The sequence below is a fragment of the Streptomyces sp. NBC_01320 genome, assembly GCF_035974375.1.
GTDB classification, from domain to species: domain Bacteria; phylum Actinomycetota; class Actinomycetes; order Streptomycetales; family Streptomycetaceae; genus Streptomyces; species Streptomyces yanii.
Genome location: NZ_CP108390.1, coordinates 11014162 through 11034359 on the forward strand (window position 1 = coordinate 11014162; position 20198 = coordinate 11034359).

19 protein-coding genes and 1 pseudogene are annotated in these 20198 nt (G+C 68.2%); 12 read left to right on the forward strand and 8 right to left on the reverse strand.

All coding sequences use genetic code 11. The features are described 5' to 3' along the window. Positions 1-53: 53 nt before the first annotated feature. The 4 genes from OG395_RS50475 to OG395_RS50490 all read right to left on the reverse strand — a co-directional run bounded on the left by OG395_RS50475 (position 54) and on the right by OG395_RS50490 (position 1829). Positions 54-245: a hypothetical protein gene (locus tag OG395_RS50475; RefSeq protein ID WP_327248904.1), complete on the reverse strand. Its 192-nt coding sequence runs from the start codon at positions 243-245 to the stop codon at positions 54-56. 305 nt (positions 246-550) lie between these two features. Beyond that, on the reverse strand, positions 551-994 hold the full coding sequence (locus OG395_RS50480; RefSeq protein ID WP_327248905.1) for an SRPBCC family protein: 444 nt from the start codon (positions 992-994) through the stop codon (positions 551-553). A 14-nt stretch (positions 995-1008) separates the two neighbouring features. Then, the gene (locus OG395_RS50485; RefSeq protein ID WP_376341555.1) at positions 1009-1362 is read right to left on the reverse strand and encodes an ArsR/SmtB family transcription factor; all 354 of its coding nucleotides are present in this window, start codon (positions 1360-1362) and stop codon (positions 1009-1011) included. A gap of 5 nt (positions 1363-1367) precedes the next feature. Then, on the reverse strand, positions 1368-1829 hold the full coding sequence (locus tag OG395_RS50490) for an SRPBCC domain-containing protein (RefSeq protein ID WP_327248906.1): 462 nt from the start codon (positions 1827-1829) through the stop codon (positions 1368-1370). 642 nt (positions 1830-2471) lie between these two features. On the opposite strand from OG395_RS50490, the gene OG395_RS50495 reads away from it, so the two are divergent. The 8 genes from OG395_RS50495 (at position 2472) to OG395_RS50530 (ending at position 11111) form a co-directional block, all read left to right on the forward strand. Next, positions 2472-3449 carry a GlxA family transcriptional regulator gene (locus OG395_RS50495; RefSeq protein WP_327248907.1) on the forward strand — a complete coding sequence of 326 codons (978 nt, stop codon included), beginning with the start codon at positions 2472-2474 and terminating at the stop codon, positions 3447-3449. Between the two features lie 123 nt (positions 3450-3572). Further along, positions 3573-4973, forward strand: coding sequence for a DJ-1/PfpI family protein (locus OG395_RS50500; protein WP_327248908.1), 1401 nt, complete (start codon positions 3573-3575; stop codon positions 4971-4973). A 641-nt stretch (positions 4974-5614) separates the two neighbouring features. Continuing rightward, a complete protein-coding gene (locus OG395_RS50505; protein ID WP_327248909.1) occupies positions 5615-6034 on the forward strand; it encodes a hypothetical protein in 420 nt (139 codons plus the stop codon). A gap of 19 nt (positions 6035-6053) precedes the next feature. Then, positions 6054-6419, forward strand: coding sequence for a hypothetical protein (locus OG395_RS50510; protein WP_327248910.1), 366 nt, complete (start codon positions 6054-6056; stop codon positions 6417-6419). A 121-nt stretch (positions 6420-6540) separates the two neighbouring features. Next, on the forward strand, positions 6541-6864 hold the full coding sequence (locus OG395_RS50515) for a helix-turn-helix domain-containing protein (RefSeq protein ID WP_327248911.1): 324 nt from the start codon (positions 6541-6543) through the stop codon (positions 6862-6864). A gap of 23 nt (positions 6865-6887) precedes the next feature. After that, entirely contained in the window at positions 6888-8114 is a 1227-nt protein-coding gene (locus tag OG395_RS50520; protein ID WP_327248912.1) for a hypothetical protein, read from the forward strand. A gap of 215 nt (positions 8115-8329) precedes the next feature. Next, a complete protein-coding gene (locus OG395_RS50525; protein ID WP_327249570.1) occupies positions 8330-9493 on the forward strand; it encodes an IS701 family transposase in 1164 nt (387 codons plus the stop codon). 373 nt (positions 9494-9866) lie between these two features. Next, positions 9867-11111, forward strand: a complete 1245-nt coding sequence (locus OG395_RS50530) for an IS110 family transposase (protein WP_327248913.1) — start codon at positions 9867-9869, stop codon at positions 11109-11111. 260 nt (positions 11112-11371) lie between these two features. Here the strand turns inward: OG395_RS50530 and OG395_RS50535 are convergent, their stop codons facing one another. Further along, positions 11372-11749: a VOC family protein gene (locus tag OG395_RS50535; RefSeq protein WP_327248914.1), complete on the reverse strand. Its 378-nt coding sequence runs from the start codon at positions 11747-11749 to the stop codon at positions 11372-11374. Positions 11750-11818: 69 nt separating this feature from the next. Beyond that, positions 11819-13024, reverse strand: a complete 1206-nt coding sequence (locus tag OG395_RS50540) for a hypothetical protein (protein WP_327248915.1) — start codon at positions 13022-13024, stop codon at positions 11819-11821. A gap of 240 nt (positions 13025-13264) precedes the next feature. On the opposite strand from OG395_RS50540, the gene OG395_RS50545 reads away from it, so the two are divergent. Continuing rightward, positions 13265-14605 (forward strand): IS701 family transposase, encoded by a 1341-nt coding sequence (locus OG395_RS50545; RefSeq protein ID WP_327248916.1) that lies wholly within the window; start codon positions 13265-13267, stop codon positions 14603-14605. Between the two features lie 418 nt (positions 14606-15023). Here OG395_RS50545 and OG395_RS50550 read toward each other — a convergent pair whose 3' ends face one another. Continuing rightward, positions 15024-15803: an SDR family NAD(P)-dependent oxidoreductase gene (locus OG395_RS50550; RefSeq protein ID WP_327248917.1), complete on the reverse strand. Its 780-nt coding sequence runs from the start codon at positions 15801-15803 to the stop codon at positions 15024-15026. Between the two features lie 150 nt (positions 15804-15953). Between OG395_RS50550 and OG395_RS50555 the strand changes: the two genes are divergently transcribed. From OG395_RS50555 to OG395_RS50565, 3 genes and pseudogenes are all read left to right on the forward strand, one after another. Then, positions 15954-17381, forward strand: a complete 1428-nt coding sequence (locus OG395_RS50555) for an IS1182 family transposase (RefSeq protein WP_442818744.1) — start codon at positions 15954-15956, stop codon at positions 17379-17381. 387 nt (positions 17382-17768) lie between these two features. Continuing rightward, a pseudogene (locus OG395_RS58790) lies at positions 17769-18422 on the forward strand (ISL3 family transposase); the annotation flags it as partial. Positions 18423-18586: 164 nt separating this feature from the next. Next, entirely contained in the window at positions 18587-19282 is a 696-nt protein-coding gene (locus OG395_RS50565) for a transposase (RefSeq protein ID WP_327248919.1), read from the forward strand. 47 nt (positions 19283-19329) lie between these two features. On the opposite strand, the gene OG395_RS50570 is transcribed toward OG395_RS50565, so the two are convergent. Further along, positions 19330-20193 carry a tetratricopeptide repeat protein gene (locus OG395_RS50570; protein ID WP_327248920.1) on the reverse strand — a complete coding sequence of 288 codons (864 nt, stop codon included), beginning with the start codon at positions 20191-20193 and terminating at the stop codon, positions 19330-19332. Positions 20194-20198 lie beyond the last annotated feature (5 nt).

The following is a 20198-nucleotide window of genomic DNA, read 5'->3' on the forward strand; positions in this document are numbered from 1 at the left end:
CAGTCACGCGTGTGTACGACTGGAGAAGAACGGCCGGGCGGCGGCCGGGGCCGTCAGCCGAATCCGCAAGGGGCCGTCACGTGATCCATGACCGGGACGCGCCCCGACGGACCAGCGGGTCCGCCCGGCCACCGTTCGTCGCATCCTCGCTCTGCGTTTTTGGTCTGCTTGGTGATGAAGTTCAGCAGCGTGTCGTGCACGACCAGCGCGTCGTCGTCCACGTCATGCATCGAGACGGGATCCATGGCGGCAAGCGTAGGCGCGAGACACAGTCGTGGCTGGTTGCCGGCCTCGGATCGCGAGACGTGTCGGTCAGGCAGGCGACAAGCCGTTGGTGTCCAAGTCCACGCCGAACGGCTCCGGCAGGCGCGGCACCACGTCGACGGGCTGCGGGCCGTCGACGTGGTGCAGCCGAGCCGCCCGGGTTCGGAGAACAGGGTGACGCTGCCCTGGATCCGGTCGACGAGGAGGCAGAGGGAGCGCCGTACTCGGCGTACCGGCGGCGATTCACGGCCGTCGGCGAACGGCCGGCTCGGCGAGCGTCTCCGGGTCAGTGCCAGTCGCTGATCTTCACGTCGCGCGGCTCGGGGGCACCTTCTCCGGTCTCAAGGAGCTGCTTGAGGCTCATCAGGAAGGTGCCCCACTTGGTGCTGCAGTGGTGCATGAACTCGACCGGCTCACGCCAGCCCTCGTGCTTGAACAGCACGATCGTGTAGTCGCCGTCCTGACGGAGGTTCCACTGCACGCTGGTGCCGATCCACTCCTGCGGTCCGTCCACGACGTCCCAGCGGACGAGCCGGCCCGGATCGAGCTCGGAGACCTTCATGTCGAACCCGCCCGGCCCGAACCGGAACTCGATCACGCTGCCGAGGTCGGTCTGCCCCGACGCCTTCTCTGTCCACCAGCCGGACAAGCCGTCGAGGGTGGTGAGCGCGTCGTACACCTGCTCCGGCGAGGACTGCTCGACGCCGATGCGGTGAAGGATGTCTGCCATCTCCGTGTTCCTCTCTACTGCTTCTTCTCGGTCTCGTTGTTCGTGTCCTGGCCGCGCTGGATCGTCTCGGCGATGCGCTTGATGCGCTGGAGACGGGAGCTCCAGGCACTTCCGACGTCGGCGAGTTGGGCGACGGCGCGGGCGAGCTGGGCCTGATCGACGCGGAACTGCTTCTCGCGGCCGGCGGTGGTGGCGTGCACCAGGCCGACCCGATCGAGGACGACGAGGTGCTTCGCCACCGCCTGACGGGTCACCGGCAGGTGCTCGCTCAGGCTGGTCGCCGTCCCGCTGCCTTCTCTCAGCAGCAGGTCGAGCATCCGGCGCCGGGTCGGGTCACCGACCGCCGACCAGAGGTCGTCGTCCACCATCACGCTTATGCACCCACTCCGACCTTCGCGGCGTACGCCGGGAGCCGCGGGAGGTAGAAGTCCCAGCCGGTGACGTGCTCGGCGTACTCGGCGGCGGCCTTCGCCTCGTCCCAGCCGCGCTCGCGGAAGCCGCTCTCGGTCATCCGTAGGAGCGTCCCGGTCCCGGCGGGCCTGAGTTCGAAGACGACCAGGTTCGAGTTGCCCGGGGCTGCCGTCTCCCCCTCGTCGTGGGTCCATCGGAAGGAGAAGTGCCGCGGCGGCACAGCATCGACGACCGTGAACTGCACCCAGGTGCCGCCCTGTGAGAAGTCCCCGAAGCCGATCCGCCCTGCTCCCCCGGGCACGGCCGGGAACTCCGCCTCGTCCGGCCACCACTCGCGTAGGTGCTCGGGACTGCTCACCACGTCGAAGACGACCTCGGGTGAGGCGTCGATGTGAATCTCCCGCTCGATCGTTCCGAATTCCATGCCTGCCACCTTCTGCAACGTTTGGTTGCACATCAACCTAGCCGACCTCTCCAGGTATGTGCAACCACTGGTTGCGCAATGGTGCCCCGGCTCCTGTCCATGGTTTCCGAGTGGGCCTGCACCAAGCTGAACCGGATCGCCACTCGCAAGACCCGCCCACCCAACCAGTGCACCCGGCCGCCGGTCGCGAGTAACGAAGGAGCGGAGCCGACCGGCGGGAGAAGGCCATCGTGACGACCGCCCATCACGCGGCGCCCGAGCCGGCCCGGTCGGAGCGGGAGACCCCTCCCGGATCACGGAGGGGCGGCGCTCGGTGCGACCTCCGGATCCGCTGCTCGCCTACACCCGGGTGGCCATGCCCCCACCAACTCCACACCTGGCGGACTCCGACGGCGACGGACACCATCCGCAAGCACCTGCGCGGCATGGCGAAGGACGGCCTGGTGGCCGCGAACAATCAGCGGTGACCGCACATCTGGTTCCTCGGATCGAGGAACTGAAAGACCGTCGGCGCGCCTTGCAGGAAGGCGACGAGCACGCCTGACTTCATCGTGGGGCACCTCCCAGGTAGTGCCTGATCTGTCCGCTCCACTGCCCGGAGAGTCCTCGTGGACGCTGCCGGTTCCTGCTTACTGTGTCCGGGTGAATGATGTGACGAGCGAGTGCACCGGACGTGTGATCGTGCTGGTGCTGCCCGAGGTGAATCTGCTGGACCTCGGTGGCCCGGTGCAGGTCTTCGATGCCGCTGCCCATTTGGGGGGCGGTTACCGGCTGGAGTACGCCGCCGAGACCGGCGGGGTGCGCTCGGCGCAAGGTCTGCAGCTGACCGGCCTGTCGCACCTGGCAGCGACGCAGGCCGAGCCGGGCGATCTGGTACTGGTTCCCGGGCCGAGGCTGACCGGATCCGGCCGACTGGTACCGGATACCGCGGTGAGCTGGGTACGGGAAGCCTATGACGCCGGGGCCCGGGTGGCGTCGGTGTGCAGCGGTGCCGCCGTACTCGGGGAGGCGGGACTGCTGGACGGCCGGGCGTGCACGACGCACTGGTCGCTCACCACGGCGATGCGTGAGCGGTACCCCGCGGCTCGGGTGCGCGAAGCCGCGCTGTACGTCCACGACGGACGAGTCAGCACCAGTGCGGGCATCTCGGCCGGAATCGACCTCTCGCTGTCTCTCGTCGAACAGCACCGCGGCCCGGAGCTGGCCGCCGCGGTCGCCCGTGAGCTGGTGCTGTATCTGCGACGGGACGGCGACACCGCGCAGATCAGCCCGTTCCTGCGCTACCGCGACCATGTGCAGCCCGCAGTGCACCGTGTGCAGGACTACCTGGCCCAGAATCTGGACGCCCCTCACACCCTGGATGAACTCGCCACCATTGCCCACCTGTCTCCGCGCGGCCTGACCCGGGCCTTCACCAAGGCCACCGGCATCACCCCGCTCACCTACCAGCGGCAGCTGCGCCTGGAGCGGGCCCGCACCCTGCTGGTCGGGACCGGCCTGACGGTGGAGGCCGTCGCGGCCCGCTGCGGCTTCCGCGACGCACGACAGCTGCGCCGCCTGATCACCGAAAACTTCGGCGCCTCACCGTCCGGGCTGCGGACACAGCGGTTGGCCGGCTGACCATCCCGTTCTTCGGACGGAGGCTGCTCCCCGGCCTTCCCCGTCCTCCCTCTTCCGTTTCCCCTGCTTTGGGCCATGGGCGCGCAGCACTGCCACCATGCGTCCGAATTATGGAGGTATGTCTTGTCCGAGGTACGTTCCGAGATAAGTAAGGGCCGTAAGGCGGTCCGCCGTGCAGGCTGGGTCCTGACGGGCATGGTGCTGTCGGTGGCGTCGTTCGCCGGGATCGCGTTCGCCGGGGTGAGTGCGTCCATGGCGGACAGCTTCGCGCCCGCTCCTGCCGCATCCGGCACGCGGTCCTGGCCGGCCGCCCTGGCGGTACCGAAGGACCGCATCACGGTGGCAGTGGTGGTCAGCAACGAGGGCTCCGTGGCAACCGACGTCCTGGCGCCATATCAGGTATTCGCCGAGTCGGAGAAGTTCTTCATCTACACCGTGGCGGCCGAGCGCCGAGTCTCCCCGTTGTCCGGCGGAGCGCACCTGCTTCCCGATCACACGCTGACGGAAGTCAAGCGCGGCACGCTGCCCGAGCCCGATGTGGTGGTCGTGCCCGCGGTGACCGACCCGGCCGACGCCAAGGAGGCCCGGACGCGCCAGTGGATCGCCGAACGCCACCACAAAGGTGCGCGCGTCCTCGGCGTGTGCGCGGGCTCGGAACTCCTGGCCGCCTCCGGCCTGCTGGACGGCCACGACGCCACCTCGTTCTGGTCCAGCATCAGCTCCCTGAAGCGCCACTACCCCCAGGTGCACTGGAAGCGCGGTCAGCGGTACGTCGAGGATGGGCGGGTGACCACCACCGCAGGCATCACCTCCGGCACCGTCGGCGCCCTGCGGGTGATGGAGGAACTGGCAGGCAAGGACGAGGCCGCCCGCATCGGGAAGAGACTGTCATATCCGGGCTGGACCCTGGACGGGCCAACCGCGATCCCGGCCAACCAACTCGCCATCGGCGACGTGCCGTACGCACTGAACGCCGCATTCCCCTGGCTGCGGCCCACCGTGGGCATCGGCCTGGTCGACGGCGTCGGCGAGATCGACGCGGCTGCGGCCTTTGAAGCCTACGCCGGGGTGTCCTTCACCGCGCGAACGGTGGTGCTCGGGGCACGCGACACCATCACCACCCGTCACGGCCTGGTCCTGATCGCCGAGACAGCACGCGGTGGCACCCACGGGGTGGACCGCTTCGTAGTGCCCGGCGTCGCAGGCACCTCGGCCGTGGACACCCCGCTGCGCACGTGGGCGCGCCGCAACGGACTGGCCGTGGAGTTGCCAGGCGGAGGACGGCGTGAGGGGGAGTTCGGTTTCGACCCGGTCCTGCGCGACCTCGCCGAGCACAGCGACGTCCGTACGGCCCTGGTCACGGCGAAGTTCTCCGAATACCCCTCGTCCCATCTGGAGCTGACCGGCGCGACCTGGCCTGGGCGGTCGACTCTGCTGGCCGCAGGAGCAGTTGTGATCAGCGTTGGAGTGGGGTTCGTCCCCACGGTGATCCGGCAGGCGGTGCGGCGCCGGCGCGCGGCGTAAGAATTATCGGTCACTGTAGAAGCCCCACCGGAATTTTCTGGTGGGGCTTCTACGGTCTTGGGTGAGCAATAGTCCGCGAGTTCCGCGTTCGTCCCCCAGCTCCTGGCACGACTGAGAGTGCCTGGACCTGGGCCTGTTACCTCTTCCGGGTGGCCGTAGGCCGTTCTGACCCAGCTTCGTCCGTAGTGCGCAACCCTCATCCCTGTCGGGATTCCTTCAGTCTGGGTGAAGTCGTGGAGGTGTGGGTTGGCTCTGGCCGTAGTGCGCGATCTGCGTGAGTACCGGGCGCCGGTGAGCGAGGAGGATCTCGCCGAGTTCGAGACCGATGTGCTGGCGGGGTTCGTGCTCGCGCGGGCATCGGCCGGTCTGGTCGACAGCACCATCCGCAACGACACCAACCACCTGGAGCAGATCCGCGACTGGTTCGGCCGTCCGCTGTGGGAGATGGAACCGGCCGACGCCGACGTCTACTTCGGCAAGGTGCTCCGCGACGCCAAGCCGTCGACGCGGACCGGGCGGGCCGGCCCCTCCCAGCCGATCGACGACGAGGCCCGCTGGGCCACAGCCCGCCACCTACTCCATGACGAGTCGCTCAAGTCTGAGGATCGCCTCGCCGGCCTGTTGTTGCTCCTCTATGCCCAGTGGCCCGGCTCACCGTCGACCACATCGAAGAGACAGACGGAGCGGTCCGCATCCGCCTCGGCGACGTGCCGGTCGACCTGCCCGGACCTATCGCTGAACTGGCCCTTCGGCAGGTCGCGGTTCGCCGCAGCCATGCCGTTCTCGCCCAGACGGATTCGCCCTGGCTCTTTCCCGGAGGCCAGCCCGGCCGCCCGATCAGCGTCTGGGCCATGGGCGAACGACTCCGCAAGTTCGGCATCCGCCTCGCGGAAACCTGCTCAACCGCGCTGTTCCAACTCGCGACTGAACTACCCGCCGCGGTCCTCGCCCGCACCCTCGGCATCGACATCACCGTCGCCGTGAAATGGCAGCGAGCCGCCGCCGGCGACTGGGCCACCTACGCAGCCGCCGCCAGCAGAAGACTGTCAGATCAGAACTGAAGACAAGAGAGGACGACACATGGGCGTTTACGTCTCGATCAGAGGATGGCTGGAGTGCGACGAGACACAACTCACCGCCGTCCGCCAAGTCATCTCGTCTCATGAAGACAACCACTACTCCAACGGGTGGGGCTCACCGCGCCAGCACACAAACTGGACCCACTACATCTTCTACGGAGCTGACATCCGTGAGTCGGCCCTGGACTGGTTCATCGATCAGATCAAGGAGATCGCTCGGATCCCCGCTTCCGACGACGACGGGGACCTCGTCCAAGGTCTGTTCCTCGTCAGCCACGAAGTCGATGGAACGAGCGAATGGCAGGTCCGTGATGGCCAGCTCTTCACCTCGCCGGCCGACACCAGACACCGATACCTCGACGGGTAGCCCACCCATTCCGAGAGTTCCAATACCCGATCCCACCATTACACGTCCATGGCACCCATGTCGAAGACGCCTGGGTCGCCGGACAGCAGCGCGCCACCGACCGGTGGAAAGGACTGGCACAGTGAAGTGGAACCTTCGCCTGGCGGCTGCCAACCGCGGCATCTGGAAGGCCAGCGAACTCCAGCGGATGCTCGCCGAGCGCGGCGTGGTGATCAGCGCGGGGAAGATGTCGGGCCTGTGGTCCGGCCGACCGAACACCGTCAAGCTCGACGAGCTGGACGTCATCTGCGCCGTGCTCGGCTGCGGCGTCGAGGAACTGCTCCTACCCGAGCCGGAGCAAGTACCAGAGCCGACGCCGGCGACCGACTCACAGGCCACCGCGGTGGGCCAGCCCCGCGCCGTCGCCCCGCGTCCCAGCACCGGCAGGTCTCTGCCCCCTCGATGAACTGCGTGCACTGCGGCTAGCCGTTGCCCGATGGATCACGGCGGGACCCGGCCTACTGCGACCACAAATGCCGGGGCCTGGCCTCCTCCTACCGACGCAAGGCAGGCATCCCGCCCCCGCTGCACTGGCAGCATCCCGCCCTGAATTCGGACAACCCCGCGCTGCGGTCGGCCGCAGCCCACGCCAAGCAGCTCGGCGAGACCAACGGATGGTCACCATCGCTCATCCGGTGCGCGATGGACGGCCTGACGGCGGTGCTGGAGGACCGCCCGCCCGGCAAACCCATAAAGCTCACCGAAGTCCGTACACGAATACCGCGGCACGCTTCCAGCCACCGGGTCGCCGAGGTTCTCACCGACCTGGACCTGCTCGAAGACGACAGCGCCTTGGCGATCCGCTCCTGGATCGACGACCGCACCGCCGCACTGCCCGCCGGCTTCGCCAGCGACGTCCGCGCCTGGCTACTGGTCCTGCTCGACGGCGACAGCCGTGCCAAGCCCCGGTCCCACACCTGCCTCTACGTCCACTTCGGCTGCGTCCGCCCCCTGCTGGAGAACTGGGCGGCCACCCGAGGGCACCTGCGCGAGATAACCGCCACCGACGTCACGGTCGCGCTGTCACCCCTGCGCGGATGGCAGCGGCGCAACACCATCGCCGCGCTGCGCTCACTGTTCCGCTTCGCCAAGAAGCGCGGCCTGATCTTCGCCAACCCCACCGTCCGCCTGAAGAGCGAAGACATCCAGCGCAACCTGCTGCCGATGACCGAGACCGAGGTCCTCGCCGTCCAGCGGGTCGCCATCACCCCAGCGCAACGGATGATCGTCGCCCTGGCAGCCGTCCACGCCGCCCGCGCCACGGCCATCCGACACCTCACCCTGGACGACCTCGACCTACCCAACCGCCGGATCACCATCGCCGGACACGCCCAACGGCTCGGCGAACTGCCTCATCAGACCCTGCTGGCCTGGCTCGCCCAGCGTGGCATCACCTGGCCGAAGACCCCCAACCGGCACGTATTGATCAACGCGAAGACCGCCCTGGGAACCGGGCCTGTCAGTGCCGAATACCTCAAGCGGCACCTGCTGCGCCAGGGCGTCCACCTCGAACGCATCCGGGGCGACCGGGTACTGCACGAGGCGCTGACCGTCGGCTCCGACCCACTGCACCTCGCCCTGGTCTTCAACCTGTCCCACACCACCGCGAGCCGCTACGCGACCATCGCCCAGAACCTACTCGACGACCAGATCTGATGGCGCTCTTTGATTTTGGTTCTGACCGCGACTCCGTGAATCCACAGGTCAGCTATCCAGCGCACCTTCGGTGCGCGCCGGGGGCGTGGTAAATGTCTCCAGCACGCGGGAGTGCTTCGTATGCGCTCTGTTAGTACTGCAACCGCATGTGGCGTGACGGGTCGTCGTTTTGGTCGTTGGGCTGACTGTGTGATGAATCGCTGACGGTCGCGCAGATCGAGGGCTGGTCCGATGGGATAGCCGGGCTTCATGCCCGGTTTGCGGGACGTTTTGGCCGATCGGAGCCACGTGAGCGGGCGTTGGACTACCTGTCCACGTTGCTCGCGCCGCTGGAAAGGAAGAATGGGTGGACGCTGGCTGAGCAGGCTGGCCAGCGTCGCCCGGACGGTTTCCAGCGGCTGCTGAACTTCGCCGACTGGGACGAGCACGCGGTCCGCGACGATGTGCGCGACTTCATCGTCGAGACGATCGGCAGCAAGGACGCGGTACTGATCGGGGACGACACCGGCTTCCTGAAGAAGGGCGTCAAGTCGGCCGGGGTCCAGCGGCAGTACTCCGGAACGGCCGGGCGCACGGAGAACTGCCAGATCGGCACGTTCCTGGCCTACGCCTCCGCCGCAGGCCGGGCCTTGATCGACCGCGAGCTGTATATCCCTGTCTCCTGGACGGATGACAGGGAACGGTGCCGGGCGGCGGGGATCGGTGACGAGGTGCCCTTCGCCACGAAGATCGAGCACTTCAAGTGGATGCTGCAACGCGCGATCGACGCACGCGTCCCTTTCGCCTGGGTCACCGCGGATGAGGCATACGGCCAGGTCAAACACATGCGGGCCTGGCTGGAGGAACGACACGTCGCCTACGTCCTGGCCACCAAGGTCAACGACACCGTGCCCACCACCGGCGGCACGGACGCCGAGGTCCGCGACCTGGTCACCGCCGTGCCCCGGCAGGCATGGAAACGGATCTCCGCTGGTGCGGGCGCGCACGGCCAGCGGTTCTACGACTGGGCCCGGATCGCAATCCGCCCGGCATGGGAGGACGGCTTCGGGCACTGGGTCCTGGCCCGCCGCAGCATCAGCGACCCCACCGAGATCGCCTACTACGTCTGCTACGGCCCCGTCACCTCCCGGCTGAAAGACCTGGTCAGGACCGCTGGCGCACGTTGGCAGGTGGAGGAATGCTTCCAGATCGCGAAGGGAGAGTGCGGTCTGGACCACTATCAGGTCCGTCTCTACCGGGCCTGGTACCGGCACATCACCCTGGCAATGGCCGCCCTCGCCTACCTGACCGCCATCCGCGCCGCAGAAGCCGCAAAAGGGGCAGCGGAAACGACGAGCAAGACCTCATACCCCTCAGCGTCCCGGAGATCCGCCGACTGATCGGGCACGTCGTCATCACGCCCCACTGCCATTCCAACGAGCACCGTCTGCACTGGTCACACTTCCGACGCCGCAGCCAAGCCCGAGCCCGCCGCTGCCACTACCAACGCCGAGGCCATGACCCCCACATGCGGTTGCAGTATTAGGACCGGTGGCGAGGTCGGGACGATGATCGAGGGTTGTCCGTTCCGGTCGAAACCGATGCCGCTGTGATGCCTGCAGCTCGTAGGTCAGCTTGGTGCTGAGGGACGTCCACGGGAACCGTGGAGTGTTGCTGTGAGCACGAGCGTCAGACTCCTGTACTGCCCTGTCCCTCCCGGGACGGGCCGGCCGCTCGTGGGTGCGCTGTCGGCCGGGAGAAGGGAACAGGATCATGGACGTGCTGCATGGACGGTGCGCGGGCATGGACATCAGTAAGCGGGACGCGAAGGTATGCGTCCGGGTGCCGAGCGCGAAGCGCCGCGGGTCGTTCATCTCCGAGACGACCACCTGGGGTGCCACCACCAACAGCATCCTGGATCTGCGGGATCACCTGATCGAGGCGCGGGTCACGCTGGTGGTGATGGAGGCGACCAGTGATTACTGGAAGCCCTTCTACTTTGTGCTCACCGAGGGCCTGAACGTGGTCCTGGTCAACGCCGCGCAGGTCAAGAATCTCCCCGGACGCAAGACGGATGTCTCGGACGCGGCCTGGCTGGCCCAACTCGGGGCGCACGGCCTGGTGCGGGCCTCGTTCGTCCCGCCGCAGCCGGTGCGTGAGCTGCGGGACCTGACGCGCACCCGTACGCAAATGACCCGCACACGGGGACAGATCGTCCAGCGGGTGGAGAAGATGCTGGAGGACTCCGGCATCAAACTCGCCGCGGTGGCCGCCGACATCATGGGGGTGTCCGGGCGGGCGATGCTGGAGGCGCTGATCGCCGGTGAGCGGGACCCGCAGGTCCTGGCCGAGCTCGCCCGGCGTAAACTCCGGATCAAAATCCCGGAGCTGACCGAGGCACTGACGGGCCGCTTCCGTGAGCATCACGGGTTCCTCGCCCGCCTGCACCTGGACCAGTACGACCAGCTCACCGAGGCCATCGGGCAGTTGAACGAGCGGATCGAGGAGGCGATGTCCCCCTTTCGTTCCGTCCTGGACCTCCTCGACACCATCCCCGGAATCAGCCGGGCGGTCGCCGAAGTGATCGTCGCGGAGACCGGCGGCGACATGAGCCGTTTCGCCAGCGACAAGCACCTCGCCTCCTGGGCCGGAGTCTGCCCCGGCCACCACTCCTCGGCCGGCCGCGCCAAGAGCATCAAGGTCCGCCCCGGCAACCCGTATCTCAAGGGTGCCCTGGGCATCGCCGCCCTCGGCGCCGTGCGCACCAAGGACACCTACCTCCAGGCCCGCTACAAACGGCTCACCGCCCGACGAGGCATGATGAAGGCCCTGGTCGCCGTCGAACACTCGATCATCACCGCGATCTGGCACGTGCTCACCGACCACAAGCCCTACCACGAACTCGGCGGGAGCTACTTCACCCAGCGTGACCCCGAACGTTCCACCCGCCGCGCGATCACCCAGCTCAACCAGCTCGGCTACCGTGTGACCCTCGACCCACTCGACACCACAGCCTGACCCGGACGCCCCGCACTCGACAGCCGACACATGGCCGCCGGGCACACCGAGCTGCCCGAAACCCTCCTGACGTGCATGTATTTACGCGTCAGCCGCTGGCTTCCGGAACGTTCGTCCGGCACCTGACCCGCCAATTCAGTCCCACCAGAACGACCAGTGCGTCCGCGGCGGCAGGCTCGCTGCGTACTCGGGGAAGGGCGTCGGCGGGTCGTCGACCACTCACGATGATCACCGGTGGCCGCACCTTTTCGGTGTCCCCGTCAGTCCCGGACGAGACAGAACGGGTGTCCTGCCGGATCCGCAAAGATGCGCCAACTCCGCTTTCCATCACCCTCGTCGAGCAGTGTGGCGCCCCGCTTGAGGACGTCTTCCTGGGCTCGTTCCAGATCCTTGACCCCCAGGTCAAGGTGGAACTGCTGGGGGTGAGCAGCCTCCGGCCACCGCGGCGGCCGATGGCCTTCCACGCGCTGGAAGGCCAGCACCAAACCACCGTCGATGTGGAGCGTCGCCCAGCCCTCGCCAAGCGACCACCGCGGATCTGGCTGGTTCACCACGCCGCCAAGAAGCGACTGGTAGAACCGGGACAGCTCAACGACATCGGCACAGTCCAACACCACACACTGCAGCTTGGCGATCACGAAGGGCAGCGTCTCATGATGTGACTCAGCGCTCCAGTTGGCGAGTTTCGCCAGGTATCACGCTCAGGCTCACGGTGTGGCGTGTGCCTTGTGCACCCCTCCACTTGGGTCGATGCTCCAGGAGCTGCGCGACTGAACGTACAGAAGACCGGCCTTCCTCGGCGCGATGGCCGCTGCCGTGAACTGCCCGTTCCCCTGGCACAGGAGCGCCCCGAGCGTGAAGTTCGATCGAAGTACGTGGAGCGAGAAGGCGGTCCCGTCATGCTGAGTGATCCGCAGGGGCACCTGGCCGCCGGGGTGCCGCAGGACGTAGGAGCCGGTCGATTCCAGCTCTCCCTCCAGGAGCGGGATCTCCTCCGGCGGATGCAACCAGATCCGCCACCCTCCCTTGGTGTTCATCTGGAGGCGTATCGCGTCCCGACCGTCGGCCTCGACCGGAACAATCGCCCGCGTCAGCGGGGAGCCGTGCGTGAGGATCTGCCTGGGCCGCCCGTTGCCGTCGGGCGGGCTGGTCAGCTCGACCCAGGAGTCCGCGGCCCGCTTCAGGTGGACCACGAGCAGGGCGGGCTTCCGAGGGTCGGTGCGGACCAGCTGGACTCCCGTGTCGCCGTGGCTCTCCCAGCGCTGCCGCGCACCCGTGTTCCCGGGCCAGGTCTCGTAGGGGTCAGGAGACGCGAGCGGGGAAGCCGGGGGCGGAAGCGCTGCGGTCGGGCGACGCTCCGGGCGTCTCTTCGCGCCTGCGGCGGAGGCCGGGTTCGGGCTCGGTCCGGGCCGCGGGTGCGGAGCGGGCCGCCGCTCCCGCAGACCGTTCTCGATCGACGGCATCCCCTCCGCCAGGCGTACGGCGTCGGCTGCACACACGGCGATCATCCGGGCGGCCCCCTCGGAAGGCGCCCAGCGGACATCCTCGGTCGACTGCCCGTGGCGGGGGTCGAAGAAGCACAGCGGACGCCGCTGCGGGCGTGGCTGTCCTTCGATTGCGGCGTCCACACAGGCCAGCGCATGACGCCCCTCGTCGAGAGTGCGCAGCACATCGGCGGCGTCCCGGAGGTTCCGATCGCCGACGAAGTTCTGCTTGGCCTGCTCGTACGCGTCAAGCGCCCGTTGGTAGTCAGCGAGGAGAGCGGGAACGTCCTCGTGGTGGCCTGGTTCGAAGGAATGCCCAGCGAGCGCCTCCCCGAACGCGGTGATCTCCGCATCGACCTGGGCGAGTTCATCCTTGCGCCTGCGTCCCCGGAACAGACCGGTGATCGCTCCCACTATCCCGTCAGTCACGCAGGTGATCGTAATCGGGTCGGCCAGGTCGGGTGTGCCGCTTACCGCCTGCACGTCCCACTTTTCCCCGCTGCCTCGGACGCCCGGCCTCCGCCAACTCAAGCGCTCACCCGCCAACTGAGGTGCTCAGTCACACATGACACCTGATCACGATCTACAGCTGGAGTATTAACCCCTTCAGTTGGAGATCGACTGGTCCGCTGTAGTTCGGTGATCTGTCGGTGCGGGTAACTGGCCGGTATGCAGGCGAAGTTGCTGAATGTGCCGCTGGACGTCACGGATCTGGAGTGGGCCGAGGAGGTCGGTGACCAGCTGGAGCTTTTGTTGCTGGAGGTCGGCGGGTGCTTCCCGCGGGCGGATCTGCGGCGGCGGGCCGCTGTGTGCGTGCGAGGGCTGCTGGCGCCGCTGTCGCGCAAGAACGGCTGGCAGTTGGCCGAGTACGGGGGTGACTCTGAGCCGTGGGGGCAGCAGCATCTGCTGGACCGGGCCCACTGGGAGGCGGATGAGCTGCGGGACTTCGTGCGCCGCTATACGGTGGCCGGCCTGGACGACGGCGGGGCAGGTCCCGGCCCGGGCGGGGCCGGGGTGCTGGTGGTCGATGAGACCGGCTTCGCGAAGAAGGGCCGGGCCTCGGCCGGGGTCGCGCGGCAGTTCACCGGCACGCTGGGCGGGGTCTTCCCCTGCCAGATCGGGGTGATGGCGGCCTGGGCGACCTCACGCGGACAGGCCCTGATCGACCGGGAGTTGTACCTGCCCAAGGAATGGACTTCGGACCGGGCGCGCTGCCGGGCCGCCCACATTCCCGACGAGGTCGGCTTCGCCACCAAGCCCCGCCTGGCCGAGAAGATGATCGCCCGGATCGTGCCCGACCTGCCCGCCGAGCGGGTATGGGTGGCCGCCGACGAGGTCTACGGCCGTGACGGCGCCTTCCGTGCCTTCCTGGAGGAGCGGCAGCTGCCGTACGTGGTGAACGTGCCGTCCGATCAGACGGTGCTGCCGCGTCCGGGCTGGCGTCACCTGGCCCGTCTGGTCGAGCGGGCGGCCGACGATGAGGACTGGGTCCAGCTGTCGGCCGGCCCCAGCCAACTGGACTCCCGCTGGTGGCAGTGGTGGGTGCGCCGTCTCCCGGACCCCGAGGCGCTCATCGGCACCGGCGGGCAGGACTGGGCCCGGTGGGTGATCGCCCGCCGCCGCCCGGGTGAGGCAGATCCCTCCAAGCGTGACTACTACCTGGCCTGGGGGCCGGAGCAGACCACCGTGGAGGAACTGGTCCAGGTGCCCGGGGCCAGGTGGCGGGTGGAGGAGGGGATCAAGCTGGCCAAGTCGGCGGCGGGAATGGCCGATTACGAGGTGCGTTCCTGGCACGGCTGGTACCGGCACATCACCCTGGCCCAGCTCGCCGCCGCGTTCCTGGCCGCCCAGGCCGCAGCCGCCGCCAACGAACAGGACGGCGCCCCCGGCGCCGACGGCGATCCGCTCACCGTCCTGGCCCGACTCGCCGAACCGCCGGCCCAGAGAGGGGGCCCACCCAGGCCCCACCAGCAGCAACAGTCTCACCCCGATTCCCCTGACGGCCTATGAGATCCGCCGCCTGCTGGCGATCACGACCCCGCATCCCGCCCCGGCCCAGCGCATCCGACACGCACTGCACTGGTCAAGATGGCGCCGCTGCCACCAGGCCCTCGCCCGCGCCTGCCACCGCCGACGCAACCACAACAAGGCCCTCACCAGCACCGAAGCGCGACCACCACCCCACCTTTACCGAACTACAGCGGACCAGTCGATCTCCAGCTGAAGGGTTAACCAGCAGGATCGGTGACAGCATTCTTACCGGCACGTCGGCCGTGAGTTCAGCGTGACTGAGGCGCTTTCACCGAGAACCCACGACGTCTTCGGCAGGCACGCTCGAAAGTGGGATGGGTTCGTCGCCTCTGAATCGGCAGGATACTCATTCGCTCTCGGCGGTCTGCTCGATCTGATGCCGATCTCTGAGCTGGGCTCAGTGAACGGAGAACCCGCCGTCGACGAAGATCGCCTGCCCGGTGACGTAGCCGGAGGCGCGGCTGGCCAGGAACACCGCCGCTCCGGCGAAGTCCTGGGCCAGGCCGTTGCGCCCGACCATCGTGCGCGCGGCCAGCGCCGCCACCTTCTCCGGGTCGGACGACAACCGCGCATTGAGCGGGGTCATGACGAAGCCGGGCACCAGCGTGTTGCAGGTGACGCCGTGTGGCGACCACGCCTCAGCCTGTGAGCGGGCCAGCGACTCCAGCGCCCCCTTGGAGACCCCATAGGCACCGCTCTGGACGAACGCCCGGTGCGCCTGCTGGGAGGTGATGTGGATGATCCGCCCGAAGCCCCGCTCGGCCATGCCGGGCCCGAACCGCTGGCCCAACAAATAGGGTGCCTCCAAGTTCACCGCCATCGTGGCGTCCCACACGTCCTCGCCCAGCTCGCCCATCGGCGGACGCAGGTTGGTCCCGGCGCTGTTGACGAGAATGTCGGGCTCGCCGAACACCTCGGCGGCCTGCTCCGCCGCCGCGCGCACCCCGTCACGGGTGCCCAGGTCGGCGCTCACCCAGGCCGCCCGGCAGCCGTCCGCCGCCAGCTCGTCGACTGTGGCGGCCAGTTCCGACTCCTTGCGAGCCACGATCACCACGCTCGCCCCCGCTCGCGCGAGAGCCCCGACGACAGCTCGGCCAATGCCGGAACTGCCGCCCGTCACCACGGCGACCTGGCCGTCCAGCGAGAACAGTTCGGAGAGGTAGCTAGACGAGATCATGCCCGCACCCTAGGAGCGTGTCCCAGTAACCCGCACCCCGCCTGCGGTTCGTGATCATTCGTGCGGGATGATCACGGTATGCGTGATCGGGATGGGCTGTTCGAGATCGAGCCGGGTGAGAAGAAGCAGCCGCAGGGTCGTCCCGCGGCGGTGGACAAGACGTTCCGGGCGTTCGACCCGCACCAGGTCCTGCTGCTGCCGCCGTCGCTGGAGGACTGGCTGCCGGAGGACCACCTGGCCCGGTTCGTCGCCGACCTGGTCGACGAGGTGCTCGACCTGTCGCCGATCCTGGCCGACTACACCGAAAAGCGCGGCTACCCGCCCTACGACCCGCGGCTGATGGTGCGGCTGCTGATCTACGGCTACACCACCGGGGTGCGCTCCTCGCGGGCGATCACGCGTAAGTGTGTCGATGACGTCGCGTTCCGGTTCCTGGCCGCCGACCAGACTCCGGACTTCCGCTCGATCGCCCGGTTCCGCCGCCGCCACCTGGACGCGCTCGCCGGCCTGTTCCTGCAGTCGCTGCACCTGGCGCGGAAGCTGGACATGGTCAAGATGGGCCGCGTCGCGCTGGACGGCACCAAGCTGGAGGCCAGCGCCTCCAAACACAAGGCGATGAGCTACGGCCGCCTGATCGGCAAGGAAGAGCAGATCGAAGCCGAGATCGCCGCCCTGGAGGCCGCGGCCCGGTCCCTGCTGGACGACGCCGAAGCAGTCGATACCACCGAAGATGCCCGGTTCGGCGTGGACGGCAAAGAGGCCGACCTGCCTGCCGAGCTGGACCGGCGTGAGAAGCGCCTGGCCAGGCTGCAGGCCGCCCGCGCGCAGATCGAGGCCGAGGCTGCCGACAAGGCCCGCCGCCACGCCGAGGACAAGGAACGCCGCCGTCAGGAGCGCGCCGGGACCAGCGACGAACGGGCCGTCACCGACGCCGGGCAGAAGGCCGCCGCGAAGGTCCGGCCCAAGCCCAAGGCCCAGGCCAACTTCACCGACCCCGACTCGCGGATCATGAAGAACAGCGACGGCGCCTACATCCAGGCCTACAACGCCCAAGCTGTCGTCGATGAAAAGCACCAGGTCATCACGGCCGCCGACATCACTACCAACGCCTCGGACGCGCTGAACTACACCCCGATGCTCGACCAGTCCGCGCAGAACACCGGCGTCCACCCCAAGCAGGCCCTCGTCGACGCCGGCTACTGCTCCGAAACCAACCTGGAAGCCGCCCAAGAGCGCCAACTCGCCTGCGGCACCGACACGTTCATGGCCACCGGCCGACTCGGCCACGACGAACAGGTCCCGCCCGCGCCCCGCGGACGCATCCCTGCCAGCGCCACCCTCAAGGAGCGCATGGCCCGCAAACTGCGGACCAAGCCCGGCAAGGCCGCCTACAGCCGCCGCAAAGCCATCGTCGAACCCGTCTTCGGCCAGATCATGACCTGCCAGAACGGCCGCCAACTCCTCCTGCGCGGTGAGGACGGAGCCCGCGGCGAGTGGCGACTGTTGGCCGCCTGCCACAACCTCCGCAAGATCTTCCGACACGCCGGAACCGCAGGACTCGCCGCGGCGATCAGCTGACCAGCCCGGTCAACGGCCCCCTTCAGGCCGATCCCCAAGCCGACATAACCAGGCCACCCGCCTCAGCAGGCACCCAGCGAGCAACCACCGATCTCACCGTCACGATCACCAGCCGATTGCCCGTTACCGGGACACGCTCCTAGGCGGCGCGTCCACGGCGACAGCGCCCGGGGTGGAACGCATGGGGTGGGGAGATCAACTGAGCAGGTTTGGCCATCCCATGAGCATCAGGTGGCGAAAATCAAGGCTCTGACTGCGCTTGCGTGAAGAGCCAGGTCAGCACGTGCACGCGGAATCGTTTCCCTGGGGCATCTCCTGTTCGTGGGCCTGTGCGTGATCAAGGATGCGCTGTTCTCCGGAGTCGACGTCGAGTTGGAGCGGTTGGCCATGGAGCCCCAGCATGTGGTGCTGGAGGTAGCGGCATGCGGGCGCCCGCCATGCTGCACGGACTGCGGAGGCCGGGGACGTCGAGTCCATTCCGCCTACTGGCGAACGCTCGCCGAACTGCCCCTCGCTGGGCAGAAGTTCTCTGTACGGCTTCGGGTCCGGCGGTTCTTCTGCGACCGCGAGCGGTGTGAGCGGCGGACTTTCGTCGAGCAGGTAGAGGGCCTCAGCGAGCGACGCAGGCGGTCCAGCCTGCGGATGAAGCCATGGCTGCGGTCGATAGCGACCGAGCTCGGAGGCCGAGCCGGTGAGCGCCTGTGCCGCAAGATCAGCCTCGCGGCCGGCCGGACCCGCCTCTTGGGACTTCTGGAAGCGCCCGAGGTACCCGAACGCGCGCCGAGGGTGCTCGGCGTGGATGAGTTCGCATTCCGACGCGGACGCCGCTACGGGACGATCCTGGTCGATGTGGAGAGCGGCCGTGTCGTCGACGTACTGCCCGACCGAACCTCGGAGACCTTCGCCGCGTGGCTGACCGCCCACCCCGGCGCGGAGATCATCTGCCGCGACCGCGACCGCGCCAGCGCCTACACCAAGGCCGTCGAAGAGGCGGCCGCGGGCGCCCTGGAGGTCGCGGACCGTTGGCATCTGCTCCAGAACCTGTTCGCCGCGGTCGAGAAGACCTGCCATCAGCACCGGCCCTGCGTGCAGAAGCACGCGGAATGGGGAGGCGACCAGCCGATTCAGATGCCACTGGTGGATGCACTGCCACCCACGCGCATCGTGCAGCGCGTCCTGCATGTCGCCACACCGAGGTCACCCGCATGGTCGCCGCCGGCCACCCGCTCAGCGACATCGCACGCCGCCTCCAACTCGACCGAAAGACAGTCCGCCGCTACCGCGACACCAGCCTCGACCACCTCCTCAGCAGCGCCCGCGACCGCCGCCACGAGCAACTGGACGCCTTCAAGCCGTACCTGCAGCAGCAGTACGCCGCAGGCGTCACCAGCGGCCTGACGCTGTTCCAGCGGATCCGCGAGCGTGGGTTCCGCGGCGGCTATTCGACCCTCACGGCCTACCTGCGCACCTTGCAGGCCGGTACGGCCCCGCCGGCCCCGGGCGAGATTCCAAGCCCGCGCCGGATCACCGCCTGGATCATGCGGAACCGAAACGGCCTCAGTGCCGAGGAGATCGAGCAACTCGACCAGGTCCGCTTGGCCTGCCCCGACATCGCACGGACCTGCGACCTTGCCAGAGTCTTCACGGGCCTGGCCCGCGACCGCCGAGGCCACCTGCTGGCCGACTGGATCCGCCAGGCCGAACACTCCGGCCTCATCCCCGTGGCGAAGTTCGCCGCATTCCTCCGCCAGGACCTCGACGCGGTCACCGCCGGACTGACCCTCGAATGGAGCTCCGGCATCGTCGAGGGCCATGTCAACCGCGTGAAAACCATCAAGAGAGCCATGTACGGGCGGGCATCGTTCCGGCTCTTGCGGATCCGTATCCTCAGCCGCCCGTGATCGTCAGGTGAGCACGGCCAGAGGTCCGAAAGGGCATCTCTGCCACGTCATTCGCGCTCAGGGTTCTTCGCAAGCGTGGCAATCATGAGCTCTGCCTCGGCGGGCTGACCTGCCAGGCGGCCAGCTTCGAGGATCGATTCGTCCGTCATGCGCTTGCCGAGCTCGTGCGCTTGGTGGACCGCGTCGACGTTCAGCTTTGCGGTCAGCCCCAGGAGCCAGCGCATTGCCTGCACCAAATCAGGTGCGGTGCCGACGCCGTCCCGGTACCAGTCTGCCGCGACGTCTGCCGCGCCGTCGTGGCCACGCTCCGCAGCCCAGAGATACCACCCCAGGGCTTCCTCTTGGCGGCCGTCAACTGCCAGTTCGTCGCCCAACTTCGCGGCGGCTCCGACGATGCCGCTGTCGGCGGCCTGAGTCAGCAGCCGTATGCACTCACCGCGATCGGAACTGTCGGCGGCTTCGAGCTGGATGACGGCGGCGTTGAAGGCCCCGTATCCGTCTCCCTTGCCCGCAGCCGCACGAAACAACTCCAGGGCACGAAGACGGTTCTCCTCCACCCCCAGGCCGCGTAGCAGCATGAATCCGAAGGTTCGCAGGCCAGCGGCATGGCCGGCGGCGGCCGATGCCTTCGCGTAGCCAACTGCTATCGGGAGGGCATCTTCGGTGTAGTAGTCCATCAGGATCCCAGCCATCAGCGCCTGGGCGTCCGGATCTCCCGCATTCGCGAGTGGCTTGATGCGCGGTGTCGCCACCCTGCTGGTGGCGTTCGCACCCTCCAGGCTCCCCAGCTTCGCAGCCTCGATCCAGGCGAGCCCAGCGGCTACCCAGCGTTCCTCTTCGGCCGCCTCCTGGCCGGCGACGAGGAAGTCCTCTATCTGCGCCGATCGGGGCGCCGGCATTGCGGGGGTCACAGATG